This is a genomic window from Methanosarcina sp. UBA5 (assembly GCF_002505485.1).
In the GTDB taxonomy this organism is placed as follows: Archaea; Halobacteriota; Methanosarcinia; order Methanosarcinales; family Methanosarcinaceae; genus Methanosarcina.
This window is the reverse complement of record NZ_DAVG01000057.1, coordinates 1-15,567: the sequence shown is the minus strand read 5'-3', so window position 1 is coordinate 15,567 and position 15,567 is coordinate 1. Positions and strand designations below refer to the sequence as shown.

Below are 15,567 nucleotides of genomic sequence, written 5' to 3'. Positions count from 1 at the left end.
TTGTTAAGTCAGAAACTATAGTCTAGAATCTTGAATCTCAAACGGTGCCGGGATATTTGGGATACCTAGAAGTTAGTGGCTGGCGCGAAACTCAGTCATGGCCACACAAAACAAATAATAATCCGAAAAGCCTTCTAATAACCTTGTCATGATGCTCAAAGTTAGGCCTTGAATATATAGGCTAACCTTTAGCTAGCCCAACACACATGTCCCAGGAACCAGACATAATCTACTAACTCCTAACCAAATATTATATAGATCTACCTAATTCGGAGTAAAGTCGATCCTCATTCGATGCGCTGCCATAAATATAGAAAGCAATCAGGGGAAACCAGATATCACCTACGTAAATTCCATAAATTGCCATGAGAATAGCAACAAACTTTCCAATTGAAGCTGCACTATGAGTAGCCTTTACATAAGACATTTTCCTAGCAAAAAATGAACGGAGTATCCTACCCCCATCCATAGGAAAAGCAGGCAGTAAATTAAAGATCCCAAGCAATAAGTTCATCGATCCAAGAACCCAAATAATAAGATATATAGAGTTTTGAGAAAACGCAGAGTTCGAGGATATTATGTAATTGTATGTGAACAGGCAGATAAAACCTATTATGAGGCTCGTTAAAGGCCCTGCAAAAGCTATCTTTGCTTCTTGTCCAGGTTTTTGTGGGATTTCCATAGAGGCTACACCTCCAAAGAGGAGAAGAGTGATGCTAGCAATATTGACCCCGTAACGCTTCGCAAGATAGGAGTGTGCAAGTTCATGTAAAAGTACTGAGGCAAAAAGGAAGATGGCAGAAAGAGCAGAAAGAGTATATCTAAATATAGTTGGCTCAACTCCCGCAAAACCATATGGCTGTGAATTGATCGCGAAAAAATATGCAGATATCGGAAGTGCCAGAAGAAAAGATGTATCCAATTTAATAGGTATATCCATTATATTTCCGATTTTTAAAGATGACTGCATGATGAAAAAACTCCATTTATTCCTATAAATTAAGCAATTAATATTTTAAACTTGAGTTCGAAAAAATCTCTTAAATTTATATCTTTACTCAATATGTACAAAAATGTAGAATTTATTTCCTATTCATTCACCATAAGGACTTGAAGGCATTAAGGGTTTTTAGAAATAACATCGAATTTAATAGATGTACAACTACCTCAAGCCTTATACGTGCATCTACTAATATCCATAATAAAGAAGCCACTCTGAAGACTAAAAAGGTATATTCACAGACTGAAGTCCTTCTGCCAGTCCTGCCGGCCTATACGTATCCCTATTGTGCTGAATCCGACATATCGGGAAAACTGACTAATCCCTACTGCACGCTACGTAGATCATCTGTAGCGGATTTCTATGATATGCTTGGAGAATTGTGCCAACTAAGCGAATATCCCTGAGTCGGATGATTACCTATGTGACAATATTGTCACATCGATAGGTGCTTGCTGTGAATATCCCTGAAATCCTCTACTATAGTAAAGAAAGTCTTAACTATAGTGGGAGGCTTCGAGCCAGAGACACAAAATAGATAACAGTATAACAAAATATTATCATCGGAAATATGTTGCATTATAATATATCCTTTAGCATAACATCATTGTCCCGAATGCTTTTTTTCTGATAATATTTCTTGGCGTGCTCCACAAGCAGAGCATGGTATTCCTGGTACACATCCAGGTCTTCAGGCAAATTTTCTTCAAACATGGCTTTGATTTCATTATAACTTGTCTTCTCATCAACAAGATCAAGGTTTGTTACTATTCTTTTAGTATAGGCATCAACAACAAAAGAAGGCTGTTTGAAGGCATAAAGCAGGATCGAATCGGCAGTCTCAGGGCCCACGCCTTTTAAAGAAAGAAGCTCTGCACGCGCAGGGATTTGGTCTCCAAGTTCCGAAAACCAGCAGGCAAGGGTTTTCAGGCGCATTGCTTTCTGGTTATAATAGCCCGCCGGCCTAATAGCTTTTTTCAGGGTTTCGGGGTCAAGGGAGAGAATTGCTTCAGGAGAAAAAGAGTGTATCTTTTTAAGGCTGAGGAGATCTTTAAGGTTCAGAAGAGCCTTTTCAACCTGTATCCAGCTTGTGTTCTGGGTAAGAAGGGCCCCACAGATAATTTCAAACTGCTGGCTTCTGGTTTGAGGATAGGTATAGTCGGCAGGATGGTATCCCTGGACGGATCCGGTTTTTGTGGGATTTGTCCCCCCAGCTTCACAAAGTTCGGTTAAAGGCCACCAGCCCTGAGGACCGTAGGAGTCAAGGAGACAATCGTAGATCTTCCTGATAACAGGCCTTGTTCCTGTTCTTTCGTAACTGAGATTTTGAGCACTCTTTTTCATTTAAACATCTCATACTCAAGAATAGTTTAAAACTTTTTTATTTCAGGATTAACCTTTATGCATTTTCATTTTACTAACTATACTCACTATACTTAATCTGCATAGCCAAAAATAATTTCCAAATTTTTCTTTAATCCATGTAGTCAAAAAAAGAAAAATATTTTTTCTGTCTTTTAGAGGCAGAGAGGATATTAGAGCAGAGGAAAAACTTCTCAAACGCTTTCAAAAAGAAATTAATTGCTTTCAGAGGCAGCTTTGTACTTATCTAAGACAGCACTAACACCCTGTTTTGCAGGGTGTCCTTCACTCTGCACAGCGATATAATCTCCAGACCCCCGGGATTTTGCCGGGGAATATTTGATAGCAAGCACTCTCATTATACTTAATACAAGCAGTAAAGCCGCCAGACTTAATACAAATTGATACCCAAGTTCCTTTGAATAGAGACCTACTGCGATTTCACGCAGGACTATAAATATTGTGGCATCTGTGATATCCGTAAGCCTTATTCTGTCGTTTTCCTGGTAATCAACAAAAGCTTTGAAAAGGTCAATCACAATAAAAACCGTAAGTACACTTGTTACCATGTGATTGAATCCACTTTCGAGAGACTCAAAAATAATGAGGCGGATATCCAGCAAGGTCTTTGCCATTCCCATAACTAAAGCCAGCAGTAATATATAAAGAAAGATTATACTGATAATATCTGTGACCTTTTTAAATAGTTTAATACTATCCATTTTATCTCCTATATCCACTGCCTCTCATATTTTCGACTCTATATATAGCTTTTCATATAATTCTTCATATTTATTCAAGAAATATATTTCTTGATTTGCAATTCCCTCCTTTTCTGTCCTTCTATACTTTCTAAGACGACCCTATCGGGTGAAATGATCTCTATTAAGATATTCTTCTTTCTAACTGTTCATTCATATCTCAGTGCATCCACGGGTTTCAGTTCCGAGGCATTCTTTGCAGGCACGAGACCTGCAATCAAGCCTACAACTATGGAAACTAATGTAGAAATAAAGGTAGCTCTAAGGCTGAGGGCAAATTCGAAGGGGGTGTTCATTTTTATAGAGATGAAGAAAAGGACTGCCTGCACTGCAACTGTGCCAAGGAGAATACCTATGATTCCGCCTACAAGGCTGATCATTGCAGAATTACAAAGAAAGATCAGCATTATATCCTGGTTTTTTGCTCCTATGGCTTTCATGATCCCGATCTCTTTAGTTTTCTCAAGGACAGACGTAAACATTGTGTTCGCGATTCCTGTAGAACCTACAAGGAGAGAAATACCTGCAATGAACGCCAGGAATGCGGTAAGACCGTTAATCATCTTTTTGGTGCTTTCAATTGCTTCTTTTTGAGAATTCACATAGAAGTCCTGGGTATCTTCTGTAACTCTTCTAGAGAGCCTCAATTTGCGCTCGATCTCTTTAAGGGCTGCTTCATAATCTGCATCTTTTTTGAGTTTGACTTCTATTGTGCTGTATACATCCGTGCTGTAGTCGTCCGTGCTGTAGTCATCCGTTTCTGTCTCAGAAAGGTCCTCGTTGCTGGAAAGGGAATATGCATCCTGGTAAGGCATATAGATGCTGCTCCCGAAAATTCCTGTAAGGCCTCCAAGAAGTCCACTACCCGTTGCCAGAATCCCGACTACCCTGTATGACTTGTCATTCAATAGAATTATCTCGTTAAGCCTGATTTCCCTCTTGAAAGTTTTCTTTGCGAGCTCATTTGAAAGAACCACAACGTTCCTATCTCCGGTTTCCAGCATTCGGCCCTGCTCTATATCTTTTTTTGAGATTTTAGGCCAGACAGCTGGATCCACGCCTGTAATCCAGACATTGGTACTCTCACCCCCGAGCTTCATTTCTGCATCTCTGTCAACATTGACATTGATATATTCGATAGCTGGAATGCTGCGCAGAGTAAGTACATCCATATTTGTGAGTCGAGATTCTGTCATCTGTTCAAATTCGACAGGGCCAGATGCATTGGTCTGAGTTTCTTCTTCATACTCTTCGGTCTCTGTTGTTGTCTCCGAGTTCTCTCCCGAAACTTTCGAACTTCCTTCCGTATTTTCCGAATCCTCTACTACGAATTCTTCGTCGGTTACCTGGAAGGGGGTTGAGGCTACGATTGTGATGATATCACCCCCGAAGCCCTCCAGAGTTTCAGTTACCTCTTTCTCGAAATATTCCCCTGTAGTGACAATCGCCATTACCGAGGCAATGCCTATTATTATCCCTATTATAGTCAGCCAGCTCCTCAGCTTATTGGCTTTGACCATACTAAAGGCAATTTTTAAAATCTTTCCCGGCTTCATGGAACACAGACTCCGTTTTCCGCGTTCTTTTGATTTACCTGTCCGGGTCTTCGAACTTTATTTCTTTAAGTTCATCTTCCTGTGCGCTCTTCATTTTTATCTTCTTTTGACGCTTTTTATAGATAACAGCGCCTGCTACACAGACAAGTATAGCTAATCCAATATACTTCAATGAGCTCGAATTACTCTCTTCTGATACACCTGACTCGTCTGATGGGGTAAAGGGCGAGGAATAAAGAAGTAGCTCCTTTTCCACAGTCTGCCTGATCCCGTCATTTGAGGTGTAGCTAATTTCAAATTTTATGGGGAGTTCGGTTTCCATTGATGCTGGCTTCAGGTCAAAATCGGCAATTGTATTGTCTCCTTTTTGCAAGTTTCCGAGAACTACGGAGTTACTGCTACCGCCCGTAACAGTCCAATTTGCCTGTAAGGGAACAGAAATCTTGACCGAGTTTGCCGCGTTGTTTCCGATGTTCGAAACCGTAAAAGTGTAAGCCCCAGTAGGACTTCTTTCCATGAATGCAATATCGAAATCCGTGGTGCCTCCGACATAGACTCCTGCCTTGCTTTTGATCTCTTTTCGCTTCTGGTTTTCTACAGTCCCCGCTTCCGTGATAGTCTTGAGCTCTTCAATATCGTCATAGGTGAGCACCATGTCCAGTTTATACAGGCCTGGCTTTGTATTGACGTTTGTCAGTACCTGAAAGCTGACATTTTCGGTGTCTCCGATATCAATCAGGTTAATGTGCTTAACATTGCTTGAACCCACAGGCAGGATTACATCATTAGCACAGTCCCAGGAAAACATCGCGTTCTTCAGGGGAGAATTTCCCACATTTTTTATGCCGAAAACAAGATTGGTTTTTTGCCCTGGTACCATTTTTTCGACACTGATATATTCGATTTCAGCGTTTGATTCGCTATCAATTTCTATATCAAACTCTTTTGCAAGAGAGAGCCTGCTGTTGTCCTTAGTTGTGTAAATATATACTTTCAGAGGATATTTGCCTTCATTGACGCTGTTTTCAATCCCCAGCTTGAATTTTACGACCTTCTGGCGGTTATCTTCATAGCGTTTTCCCAGAGTGCCTATATTCTTTACAAGTGTCTCGCCAGCAATAGCCTTGAAAGGGTATTCGGGCTTGATTTCAAGGACACAGTCCTTCAGGTCCTCATATCCCGTATTCTGGATTGAAATCCTGATTTCAAGGACATCCCCAGGTTTTACCGGGTCAGGATCCTGGTTGAGCAGGTCGATAGTTAAGCCTTTATCAAGGCCCGAATTAATATTGGAAGTACTCTCATTTTCAGAACTATCCTCAGCCAGGACAGGTTGAACGCATGAAGAGAGCAGCAAGAGCAAGCAAATAAAACCTGTAAGTTTAAAGCCCATTTAAATTCCTCATTTTACTAATTTCATAACTCTTTAGAAGATCCAAAAAGATTTATCGGGCGCATATGGGCCCGAGTAGAGTTTGTTATGGTTTGAATACTGAGATAATTCGAATGACTTGAAATAATCTTAAATGGTCTGAATTTAGTCTGAAATAATCCGAACTTATATTGAACATAATCTGAATATATTCTGAAAATGTTCCATAATTTTCCTCTCAGGTTTCGGCCTCCAGCACTCTGTGTTGAGTTTCTGGGTCAAGTTTTTCCTCATTCATCTCATCCCTAATGATTTTTCCATCCTTTAGTTCAATGTGCCTTCTTGCGTACTTTGCAAGGTGCAGGTCATGTGTAACCATGACTATTGTTTTGCCTTCTTCTTTCCAGAGCCTGTATAGAATTGCCAGTAACTCTTTTCCGGTAACACTGTCCAGAGCTCCTGTTGGCTCATCTGCGAGGATGATTTCAGGGTTACAGGCCAGGGCTCTTGCAATCGAGACTCTTTGCTGCTGGCCGCCTGAAAGTTGAGAGGGCTTATGCTGAATTTTATCTGAAAGCCCTAAAAGCGAAAGCATTTTCTTTGCCCGTTTTTCTGCCACCTGATCGTCAATTTCCTGGATTTCCAAGGGCAAAAGCACATTTTCAAGAGCCGTCATGGCAGGAATCAGGTTGTACTGTTGGAAAACGAACCCTATAGTCCTGCCTCTCAGGGCTGCAAGGTCTGACTCTTCAAGGTGGGCTATATTTCGACCTTTCAGGAAAATCTGACCTTTTGTAGGGGTATCCAGGCATCCCACAAGGTTCATCATTGTGGACTTTCCGCTTCCAGAGGGCCCGACTATTGCAACGAATTCTCCTTTTCTGAATTTCACATCAACATCTTTCAGGGCATTGACCTGAACTTCTCCCATTTGATAAATTTTCCAGACATTTTGAAAGCCTATAAGTACATTTTCCATATTTTCTCCTGTATAACTTATAAAACTAATTATAATTAATTAGTTAAAAGTTTATTCTTATTCGCTTTTTTTTAAGATATGAAGATTATTTATAAAAAATTAAGAGAAAATATGAAAAACAATTAAATAAAAAAATATAAAAGTTATATAAAATATAAAAGTTATATAAAGTACTGAGGAGGAAAGTACTTTTTAGAAACTCATTCGAAATCCGAATCTTCAAAAAGAAATAACTCATCGATTGTGGCGTCCAGACACCTCGAGATCCGGTATGCAAGTTTTAATGAGGGATTGTATTTTCCCTTTTCAAGAAAAACAATGGTTTCTCTCCTGACCCCTACCATTTTTGCAAGGGCTTCCTGAGTAAGGTCATGCCTGGCTCGGAACTCCTTGATCCTCGTTTTCACGTTTTGTCCTCCGAAAGCCTTACTCAATGTCACCTTTTCGCATGAAGTACCACCTGAAAACGTTTGCGGAGATGACCATGAAGAAAAGAAGTATGCCAAGTACTCCTTCTGCAGTAAACTCAACCAGTTTGAAGTAGTTCACCAAATAGAGCACTGAAATGAGTACCAGTGTCAGAAGCCAGGAATAAGTTGTTCCGTAAGCTACTAGTTTTTTTGTCCTTTCATCCCTGTCTGGAAGGTCACCCTGTCTGAAGAGCCTAAAGGCTGTCAGAATAAAAAGGATTAGCCCCGTGCTGATTAGAAAACTTGAAAGGGCTTCATATTTATAACAAGTTGCTGATACTATTCCGGCAAGCAGAATAATAACTCCCAAAGCAAGCTTGTACACATATCTATTTTCTATATTTTTCATAGCTATCCCTTTGAATGATCTTAATTTTAATAAGCGTAGCCTAGTGGAATCTACTTTATTTAATACTACCAAAGTATTGTTTCTTATTTACAACATATTATTAGATATTGATAACATTTGATTATGTTTATCTAACATTTAGTTAGATTTAGATAACATCTATTAGATCCATATAACATATACTAATATTTAATACTTATCAAAAAGGAAATCTTAGCTCTGAGTCAAAATCAAACTTTTCTTTATCTATTACTTTTTTCTGAAAATGTCCATTCGTGTTGATCTGCTAGGCTATCCTGACAAAGCTACAAAGCATAACACAAAGCACAATATTCATACGCTGGTCAGAACTGTAGAAGGTCCGGATCCCAAGACATTTTATTTTGATATAACCAGAAGATATTCCGGAATATGTGAGACAAGAAACAGCTGAAGTGGATCAAAAACACAAACATCTTATAAGACAGAAGATCCCTTAAAAAGGCAGAAGATTTTTAAATACAGGTTCTGGAGCAGATTAAAATGACCCTTGTTATCGCTTTTATCGGGAAAAACGGTGCCGTAATGACCGGAGACCTGCGGGAAATAACATTTGAAGGAGAGAATCTGGAAAGGGAGAAGCTTGAAAAAGAGCTTTACACCGGAGCAATAGTCACGGACGATGAGCTCACAAAAAAAGCCCGCGAATTCGGGGTCGGCATAACTGTTACGGACTGTAAAAGCAAGATCATGGAGAGAGACGGCATTTTAATAGGGGAAGTATCCTCAATTGAAGGCGGGGTCACTAAAAAAAGAAGGCTGTACGCCTCAGCCGGAAATTACGCAATTTTCGAGCTCAGAGATTCCGAGATAACCTTAACCTCACACGCAAAAGGAAGCAACCTGATAGTTCTCGGAAATGATTTCACGAAGCAGGTAGCCAATAAATGCTTTATAGATAACTGGACGAAGAAAAGTACTTTTCAGGATGCCGTAAAAATTCTCATGCTCTGTATGGAAACCGCAGCAAGGAAAACCGCATCCGTAAGCAAGCAGTTCTTTTTGATTCAAACTACTTCAAACGTTGATGTTTTAAAAATTGTGGAAAAGGACCAAAACAACTGAAAAAGCAGGAAGAAATAATTGAAAAAATAAAAGTTAGAATAAATAGCTGGAAAAGTAGAAAAATAGCTAAAAGGTCGAAAAAATAGCTGAGAAACTAAAAAGGAACAATAAATAGCCGAAAAATGCAGAAGAACTCTATGCCAGGACTTTTTGCCTGCGTCTTTCCTTATTCACCAACAAAAAGCTCGACAAATTCGAATTTTGTCACATCAAACAGGCCTTTATCTCCCAATTTAAGTTCAGGAATTACGAGAAGCGACATGAATGAAAGCGTCATAAAAGGCGATATAAGCGAAGTTCCTAGTTTCCTGGCTTCTTCATTTAACCGTTCGTACCTTGCAGCTACTTCTTTTCCGTCCAGAGTGCTCATGAGGCCTGAAACCTCCAGTGGAAGATCAAAAAGATACTCTGTGGTTCCAACAACAATTCCCCCACGATTTTCCACCAGCCTGTTGACGGCTCCGACTATGTCCTCATCAGTTGCTCCGACTGCAATTATATTATGGCTGTCGTGAGCAATGCTGCTCGCAATAGCTCCTTTTTTCAGGCCTATATTCTTAATGAAACCGATCTGTACAGGATCATCGGCATACCTGCTGAGGACAACCATTTTCAAAATATCCCGGGCAGGGTCTGAAACCAGATTTCCGCTTTCTACCTTTGGAAGGGCTAGTTCCTGGCCTGTGACTAGTTCGCCATCCTGAGCAACGATTACCCGAATTTTTTTCATTTGTTCCCAGCTATTTCCAGAAGCAGGCATAGCCAGTTTTACATCATCAATTGAAATTTTGCCTCTGTTGAAAACGTTTTTTGCAGGAGCTCTTTCAACTGAAAAAAGGATCTTTTCGTCATCGTAAACACAATTTCCGTCAATAAAGGTCTTCAGCACATTGAACGATTTCAGGTCATCTACAATAATAAAATCGGCAGGATCTCCCTCGCGCAGCAGCCCGACATTAAGCCCGTAGTGTTCCACCGGATTGATCACTGCTGCCCTTATGAGGTTATAAATATCAAGTCCTTTTTCCTGCCCGCGCCTGAGAAGCTTATCTATATGCCCCTCATATATCAAAGTATCAGGATGGGAATCATCGGTGCAGAGCATAACCGATTCGGGATATTCGTCTATCAATTTGTACAGAGTCTCAAAATTCCTGGCTGAACTTCCCTCCCGGATTAGTATCTTCATCCCTAGCTTTATTTTCTCAACCGCTTCTTCATAAGTAAAACACTCGTGGTCTGTGGAAATTCCTGCGTCCACGTATTTCTGGAGGGCGTCTTCCTTTAAACCGGGTGCATGCCCGTCTATAATTTTACCGTACTTTTTAGCGGATCCCAGTTTAGCCATTACCTCAGGGAATTCCAAAACCACGCCTGGGAAGTTCATCATCTCCGAAAGGTAGTGTAAGTCTTCCCTTGCCAGCAACCGATCAACAGCCTCCGCATCCAGAACCGCTCCTGCGGATTCAAAAGGAGTAGCTGGTACACAGGATGGCACTCCGAAAAAAACCTTCAGAGGCGCTTTTCTGGCATCCTCAAGCATGTAATCAATACCTTCTTCTCCCATAACGTTTGCAATCTCATGAGGGTCGCTAACCACTGCAACCGTACCTCTTGCAACCGCCATCCGGGCAAAAACCGAAGGCACGGTCATCGAACTTTCTATGTGCACATGGGCGTCTACAAGCCCTGGAAGGATGTACTGATCATTATCGTGCTCCTTCTCTTCGATACTTATGATCTTTCCGTTTTCAACGGCAATTTCACCTTTGAACTCCCGCCTGGAAATGGCATCAACAATAATTCCTTGGTATGTCTGCATGGTAATTCATTGCAGCCGTAAATTTATAAATATTTTCAACTAAGTTGATGTTGAATGTGCTGATGTTTTGAAAGTTGTGGAAATATATCGGAAAGGATTGAAGTTAGAAACTCGGTAATAAAAAGCGTAGTAATAAGTTGAGATAAGAAATATAAATAGAAAACAAACGTACAATAATACATGGAAAAAAGTCATATGGAGATTCAAGGGTTGAAAATCCGGAAAATGAGGCGCGATGAAGCCGAATTCGCAATCCAAATGGCAGCCTGCGAAGGATGGAACCCTGGTATCCATGACGGGAAAATTTTTTATGAAACCGATCCTGAAGGTTTTTTTGTTGCAGAAATTGATGGAAAGCTCATAGGCTGTGCCTCTGCTGTCGTATATGACGATTCCTTTGGTTTTTTTGGCCTCTATGTAGTTAAACCCGAATTCAGGAAAAAAGGAATCGGGATGAAATTAACTGAAAAATCCCTGGAACATCTGGGGAACAGGAATATCGGGCTTGATGGAGTATTGGAAAACGAAAAGAAGTATCAGGAACTTATGAAATTTAAGTCCTTTTACAGTAATCTGCGCTTTGAAGGAAGAGGTGGAGGAGAATTTCCGGATGGGCTTGTAAAGATCTCAGATGTACTATTTAAGAGCCTGCTGGAGTATGACAGGGAAATGTTTCCTGCTCCAAGATCTACCTTTCTGGAAAAATGGATTAAACAACCTGATTCTTATGCCTTTGCAGCCGTTAAAGAAGGAAAGCTGAAAGGGTACGGCGTTATAAGAAAATGCCAGAACGGATACAAAATAGGCCCTCTTTTTGCCGATGACCCGATAATAGCAGAGAAAATCTTTTTAGCTCTCAAGGCCTCTATTCCAGATGAAGCCGTATATATAGATGTTCCGGAACCAAACAAAAATGCAATGGAAATTGCCAATAAATATGAAATGACTGTAATGTTCAAAACTATCCGGATGTACAGCCGGGAAGAGCCTGACATAAACCTTTTCAAGGTTTACGGGGTCACGACTTTTGAACTTGGGTGAATGTAAAAAACCAAATTAGAAATAAACTTACAAAAATATAAAATTCATTGCCATCTGCAAAGAAATGGATGAAACCACTTAATTAGGAAATACGAAACGTAATTAATTGAGGCAAGAGTATAATACCACCTCTACAATTATTCTCTTCATGTCCCCCAAAGCCGGATGGCAGTTCTGGATAGACCGCGGAGGCACGTTTACTGATATCGTAGCCCGCAGCCCTGATGGAAAACTGATCACGCACAAACTTCTTTCCGACGATCCGTGTCATTATAAAGATGCAGCTATGCACGGGATCCGGCAGATTCTCGGGCTGCCCGGAAATGTGCCTCTGCCTGCTGAAATCATAGAATCCGTGAAAATGGGAACAACAGTAGGCACAAATGCTCTTCTTGAACGGAAAGGAGAACGGACTGTGCTTGTTATAAACAGGGGGTTCGGGGACGCTTTGAGAATCGGGTACCAGAACCGCCCGGATATTTTTGCTCAGAAAATCGAACTTCCGGAACAGCTTTATGAAAGGGTTATCGAGGTGTCCGGAAGGGTCGGTGCTGATGGAAAAGAGCTTGTACCCCTTGACCTCGAAAACGCAAAAAAAGAGCTTGAGACGGCTTTTGAAGCCGGAATTTGCTCGGCTGCAATTGTACTCATGCATGCGTACAGGTATCCTGAACATGAACTTAAACTCGGCAGGCTTGCCAGGGAAATTGGTTTTACGCAGGTGTCGCTCTCTCATCAGGCAAGCCCGTTAATTAAACTCGTAAGCAGGGGAGAAACAACCGTAGTGGACGCATATCTCTCTCCTGTGCTCCGCAGGTATGTTAATATGGTACAGGAATCCCTGAAAGAAGGAAGGGAAGGAAAAGAAGACGGAAATGGGATAGAAACTGACAGCGGGGATAAAACAGAAAAAGACAGCGAAGACAGGACAGAAAAAGATAGCCGGGAAGGAAGAGAAAACGAAGTTAAAAGAAGTCCCAGGCTTATGTTCATGCAGTCCAGCGGGGGGCTTAAGGATGCGGAAACTTTTCAGGGAAAGGACTGTATCCTGTCCGGTCCTGCCGGTGGGATCGTTGGAGCAGTTGCAACCTCGGAAATGGCAGGGGCAAGAAAAATAATCACTTTCGATATGGGGGGAACATCTACGGATGTAGCCCAGTACAGCGGGGAATACGAGCGAAGTCTGGAAACCGAGATTGCAGGGGTAAGGCTGTGTTCGCCTATGATGCGTATTCATACGGTTGCAGCAGGTGGAGGTTCCATACTTCACTATGAGGGAGGCAGGTTCAGGGTAGGCCCGGATTCGGCAGGCTCGGATCCTGGACCGACGTGTTATCGAAAAGGTGGACCGCTTACGGTTACCGACTGCAATGTCATGCTTGGAAAATTGCAGCCTGAGTTTTTCCCAAAAATCTTTGGACCCAATGCCAACCAGTCCCTTGACTCCGAACTGGTGCGCAGGAAATTCGAAGAGCTTGCAGAAAAGGTTTCAGGAGAAGGCAAAAACGAAGGTGGCAAAAACGAAGGCAATATCCGGACACCAGAACAGGTAGCCGAGGGATTTCTTTCGGTTGCGGTTGAGAATATGGCAAATGCCATCAAGAAAATTTCGGTTCAGAGAGGATACAACATAAAAGAATATACCCTCTGCTGTTTCGGAGGAGCTGCCGCCCAGCACGCTTGCAGGGTTGCAGACAGCCTTGGAATTAAAAGCATTTTCATTCATCCGTATGCAGGCGTGCTTTCGGCATATGGCATGGGACTTGCAGACCAGAGACTGATAAGAGAGCGCTATATAGGCAGCGAGCTCTCAGATCCATTGATAGAAAATTTGAAAACGGTATTTACTGGACTTGAGAACGAAGGCCGACTGCTAATGAGTGAACAGGGAGTACAGGAAAATCAAATTACCGCGCTCTACAAGGTTCATATGTGTTATTCAGGCTCGGATACGCAGCTTGTGATTGATTTTTCGGACATGGATAGTCTCAGAAAGGGCTTTGAGGAAGCTCACAGGAAACGCTTCGGGTTCGTAATGAAAGGTAAAGCTATGGTTGTTGAAGCTGTTTCCGTGGAAACTATTGGAATTAATGAAAGGGTTCTCGACCCTTTGCTGGAAAAGGAAGAGAATTCTATTTTCTCTCCTGTCGCTGAGATACAGATGTACAGCAATGGGGAGTTTCATTTGACTCCGGTTTTTCAGAGGGACGAGTTCAAGCCCGGAACCTGCATAAGCGGGCCCGCGGTGCTTATTGAGAAAAACACGACCATCGTGCTCGAACCGAACTGGAAAGGCATAGTTACTGAACGTAACCACCTTTTCCTTAAAAGGGAAGTCCCACTCTCGATCCGTACAGCTATAGGAACTGATGTTGATCCTGTAATGCTCGAGATTTTCAATAATAGATTCATGTCAGTTGCCGAGCAGATGGGTTTTACCCTGCAGAACACAGCTCACTCGGTAAATATAAAGGAGAGGCTGGACTTCTCATGTGCCCTTTTTGACAGTCAGGGGAACCTGGTAGCAAATGCCCCTCATATCCCTGTGCATTTGGGCTCAATGGGAGAATGCGTAAAGTCCCTTATCAGGATGCAATTACAGGAGACGCGTGCAGGGGACGTTTATTTGATCAATTCCCCATACCACGGAGGAACCCATCTCCCTGATATTACAGTTATCACCCCGATGTTTGGAAGTTGCGGGGAAGTCCTGTTCTATCTGGCTTCCAGAGGTCATCATGCCGATGTCGGAGGGATCAGCCCCGGATCCATGCCTCCGAACAGCAGGAACATTGAGGAAGAAGGGGTGCTGAGCGAGGGAATGAAAATCGTAAAACAGGGCCGCTTCTGTGAAGAAAGGCTAAAAACCTGGCTCGGCTCGGGAAAATACCCTGCCAGAAACCCTGACCAGAATATTGCAGATCTTAGAGCCCAGATTGCGGCAAATGAAAAAGGCTTATCCGAACTGCGCAGGATGGTAGAAGAATTTTCCCTTGAAACGGTTGAAGCTTACATGGGACATGTGCAGGATAATGCCGAGGAAGAGGTCAGAAGGGTTATTGACAGGCTTGCAAACGGGGAATTCACGTATTCACTAGATGATGGGAATGCAATCAAGTTGAAGGTTACTATTGACCGCAAAAACAGGTGTGCCATAATCGATTTTACAGGTACTTCTCCGCAGCTCTCAACGAATTTCAATGCTCCTGCTTCGGTTTGCATAGCGGCTGTTCTCTATGCTTTCAGGACGCTTGTTAAAAGCGACATTCCACTGAACGCAGGCTGCCTGAGACCGCTTGAGATTATAATTCCAAAAGGTTCCCTGCTTAGACCTGAGCCTCCTGCTGCTGTTGTTGCAGGTAATGTTGAAACCTCGCAGTACATTGTTGATGCCCTTTTCGGAGCTCTTGGCACGCTTGCGGCTTCTCAGGGTACGATGAATAATTTCACCTTCGGAAATGCTGATTTCCAGTACTATGAGACTATTTGTGGAGGTTCTGGGGCAGGCCCGGGCTTTTCAGGAACGGATGCTGTGCACACACACATGACCAACTCTAGAATTACCGACCCTGAAATCCTTGAAACGAGGTTTCCGGTTTTACTCGAGGAATTTTCCATCCGGCAAGGAAGCGGCGGAGACGGCAAATTCCGAGGTGGAAATGGGGTTGTCAGGAAGCTTAGGTTCCTGAAAGACATGAATGCTGCCATTCTCTCAAGCCACAGGAAACTCCCGCCTTTCGGGCTCAAAGGC

At 42.2% G+C, this 15,567-nt stretch carries 14 protein-coding genes; 5 read left to right on the top strand and 9 right to left on the bottom strand.

All coding sequences use genetic code 11. The features are described from left to right. Nucleotides 1–250: 250 nt before the first annotated feature. The gene (locus tag BP621_RS05750) at nucleotides 251–970 is read right to left on the bottom strand and encodes a site-2 protease family protein (RefSeq protein ID WP_292388456.1); all 720 of its coding nucleotides are present in this window, start codon (nucleotides 968–970) and stop codon (nucleotides 251–253) included. A gap of 140 nt (nucleotides 971–1,110) precedes the next feature. Here BP621_RS05750 and BP621_RS05745 point away from each other — a divergent pair, with 140 nt between their 5' ends. Then, entirely contained in the window at nucleotides 1,111–1,407 is a 297-nt protein-coding gene (locus BP621_RS05745; RefSeq protein WP_292388455.1) for a hypothetical protein, read from the top strand. Nucleotides 1,408–1,579: 172 nt separating this feature from the next. Here the strand turns inward: BP621_RS05745 and BP621_RS05740 are convergent, their stop codons facing one another. The 7 genes from BP621_RS05740 to BP621_RS05710 form a co-directional block, all read right to left on the bottom strand. Beyond that, nucleotides 1,580–2,344, bottom strand: coding sequence for an endonuclease III domain-containing protein (locus BP621_RS05740; RefSeq protein WP_292388454.1), 765 nt, complete (start codon nucleotides 2,342–2,344; stop codon nucleotides 1,580–1,582). Nucleotides 2,345–2,577: 233 nt separating this feature from the next. Beyond that, nucleotides 2,578–3,084, bottom strand: a complete 507-nt coding sequence (locus BP621_RS05735; protein WP_292388453.1) for a phosphate-starvation-inducible PsiE family protein — start codon at nucleotides 3,082–3,084, stop codon at nucleotides 2,578–2,580. 188 nt (nucleotides 3,085–3,272) lie between these two features. Beyond that, on the bottom strand, nucleotides 3,273–4,679 hold the full coding sequence (locus BP621_RS05730) for an ABC transporter permease (RefSeq protein WP_292388452.1): 1,407 nt from the start codon (nucleotides 4,677–4,679) through the stop codon (nucleotides 3,273–3,275). A 34-nt stretch (nucleotides 4,680–4,713) separates the two neighbouring features. Continuing rightward, nucleotides 4,714–6,072, bottom strand: a complete 1,359-nt coding sequence (locus BP621_RS05725; protein ID WP_292388451.1) for a COG1361 S-layer family protein — start codon at nucleotides 6,070–6,072, stop codon at nucleotides 4,714–4,716. A gap of 217 nt (nucleotides 6,073–6,289) precedes the next feature. Then, on the bottom strand, nucleotides 6,290–7,030 hold the full coding sequence (locus tag BP621_RS05720) for an ABC transporter ATP-binding protein (protein ID WP_292388450.1): 741 nt from the start codon (nucleotides 7,028–7,030) through the stop codon (nucleotides 6,290–6,292). Nucleotides 7,031–7,230: 200 nt separating this feature from the next. Further along, nucleotides 7,231–7,437, bottom strand: coding sequence for a helix-turn-helix transcriptional regulator (locus BP621_RS05715; protein WP_292388449.1), 207 nt, complete (start codon nucleotides 7,435–7,437; stop codon nucleotides 7,231–7,233). A 19-nt stretch (nucleotides 7,438–7,456) separates the two neighbouring features. Then, nucleotides 7,457–7,849 (bottom strand): hypothetical protein, encoded by a 393-nt coding sequence (locus BP621_RS05710; RefSeq protein WP_292388448.1) that lies wholly within the window; start codon nucleotides 7,847–7,849, stop codon nucleotides 7,457–7,459. Nucleotides 7,850–8,114: 265 nt separating this feature from the next. Here BP621_RS05710 and BP621_RS05705 point away from each other — a divergent pair, with 265 nt between their 5' ends. Next, nucleotides 8,115–8,282 (top strand): hypothetical protein, encoded by a 168-nt coding sequence (locus BP621_RS05705; protein ID WP_292388447.1) that lies wholly within the window; start codon nucleotides 8,115–8,117, stop codon nucleotides 8,280–8,282. Between the two features lie 89 nt (nucleotides 8,283–8,371). Next, the gene (locus tag BP621_RS05700; RefSeq protein ID WP_292388446.1) at nucleotides 8,372–8,953 is read left to right on the top strand and encodes a DUF2121 domain-containing protein; all 582 of its coding nucleotides are present in this window, start codon (nucleotides 8,372–8,374) and stop codon (nucleotides 8,951–8,953) included. Between the two features lie 166 nt (nucleotides 8,954–9,119). Here BP621_RS05700 and ade read toward each other — a convergent pair whose 3' ends face one another. Beyond that, nucleotides 9,120–10,775 (bottom strand): adenine deaminase, encoded by a 1,656-nt coding sequence (gene ade / locus BP621_RS05695; RefSeq protein WP_292388445.1) that lies wholly within the window; start codon nucleotides 10,773–10,775, stop codon nucleotides 9,120–9,122. A gap of 180 nt (nucleotides 10,776–10,955) precedes the next feature. Here ade and BP621_RS05690 point away from each other — a divergent pair, with 180 nt between their 5' ends. After that, nucleotides 10,956–11,816: a GNAT family N-acetyltransferase gene (locus BP621_RS05690; RefSeq protein WP_292388444.1), complete on the top strand. Its 861-nt coding sequence runs from the start codon at nucleotides 10,956–10,958 to the stop codon at nucleotides 11,814–11,816. Between the two features lie 148 nt (nucleotides 11,817–11,964). Beyond that, the coding region (locus BP621_RS05685) for a hydantoinase B/oxoprolinase family protein (protein ID WP_292388457.1) at nucleotides 11,965–15,567 on the top strand (3,603 nt) is incomplete at its 3' end.

Excerpts from the sequence above, each read along its gene's own strand:
- BP621_RS05750 (WP_292388456.1), bottom strand. The coding sequence starts at position 970 with ATGCAGTCATCTTTAAAAATCGGAAATATAATGGATATACCTATTAAA.
- BP621_RS05740 (WP_292388454.1), bottom strand. The coding sequence starts at position 2,344 with ATGAAAAAGAGTGCTCAAAATCTCAGTTACGAAAGAACAGGAACAAGG.
- BP621_RS05735 (WP_292388453.1), bottom strand. The coding sequence starts at position 3,084 with ATGGATAGTATTAAACTATTTAAAAAGGTCACAGATATTATCAGTATA.
- BP621_RS05730 (WP_292388452.1), bottom strand. The coding sequence starts at position 4,679 with ATGAAGCCGGGAAAGATTTTAAAAATTGCCTTTAGTATGGTCAAAGCC.
- BP621_RS05725 (WP_292388451.1), bottom strand. The coding sequence starts at position 6,072 with ATGGGCTTTAAACTTACAGGTTTTATTTGCTTGCTCTTGCTGCTCTCT.
- BP621_RS05720 (WP_292388450.1), bottom strand. The coding sequence starts at position 7,030 with ATGGAAAATGTACTTATAGGCTTTCAAAATGTCTGGAAAATTTATCAA.
- BP621_RS05710 (WP_292388448.1), bottom strand. The coding sequence starts at position 7,849 with ATGAAAAATATAGAAAATAGATATGTGTACAAGCTTGCTTTGGGAGTT.
- BP621_RS05705 (WP_292388447.1), top strand. The coding sequence starts at position 8,115 with ATGTCCATTCGTGTTGATCTGCTAGGCTATCCTGACAAAGCTACAAAG.
- BP621_RS05700 (WP_292388446.1), top strand. The coding sequence starts at position 8,372 with ATGACCCTTGTTATCGCTTTTATCGGGAAAAACGGTGCCGTAATGACC.
- ade (WP_292388445.1), bottom strand. The coding sequence starts at position 10,775 with ATGCAGACATACCAAGGAATTATTGTTGATGCCATTTCCAGGCGGGAG.
- BP621_RS05690 (WP_292388444.1), top strand. The coding sequence starts at position 10,956 with ATGGAAAAAAGTCATATGGAGATTCAAGGGTTGAAAATCCGGAAAATG.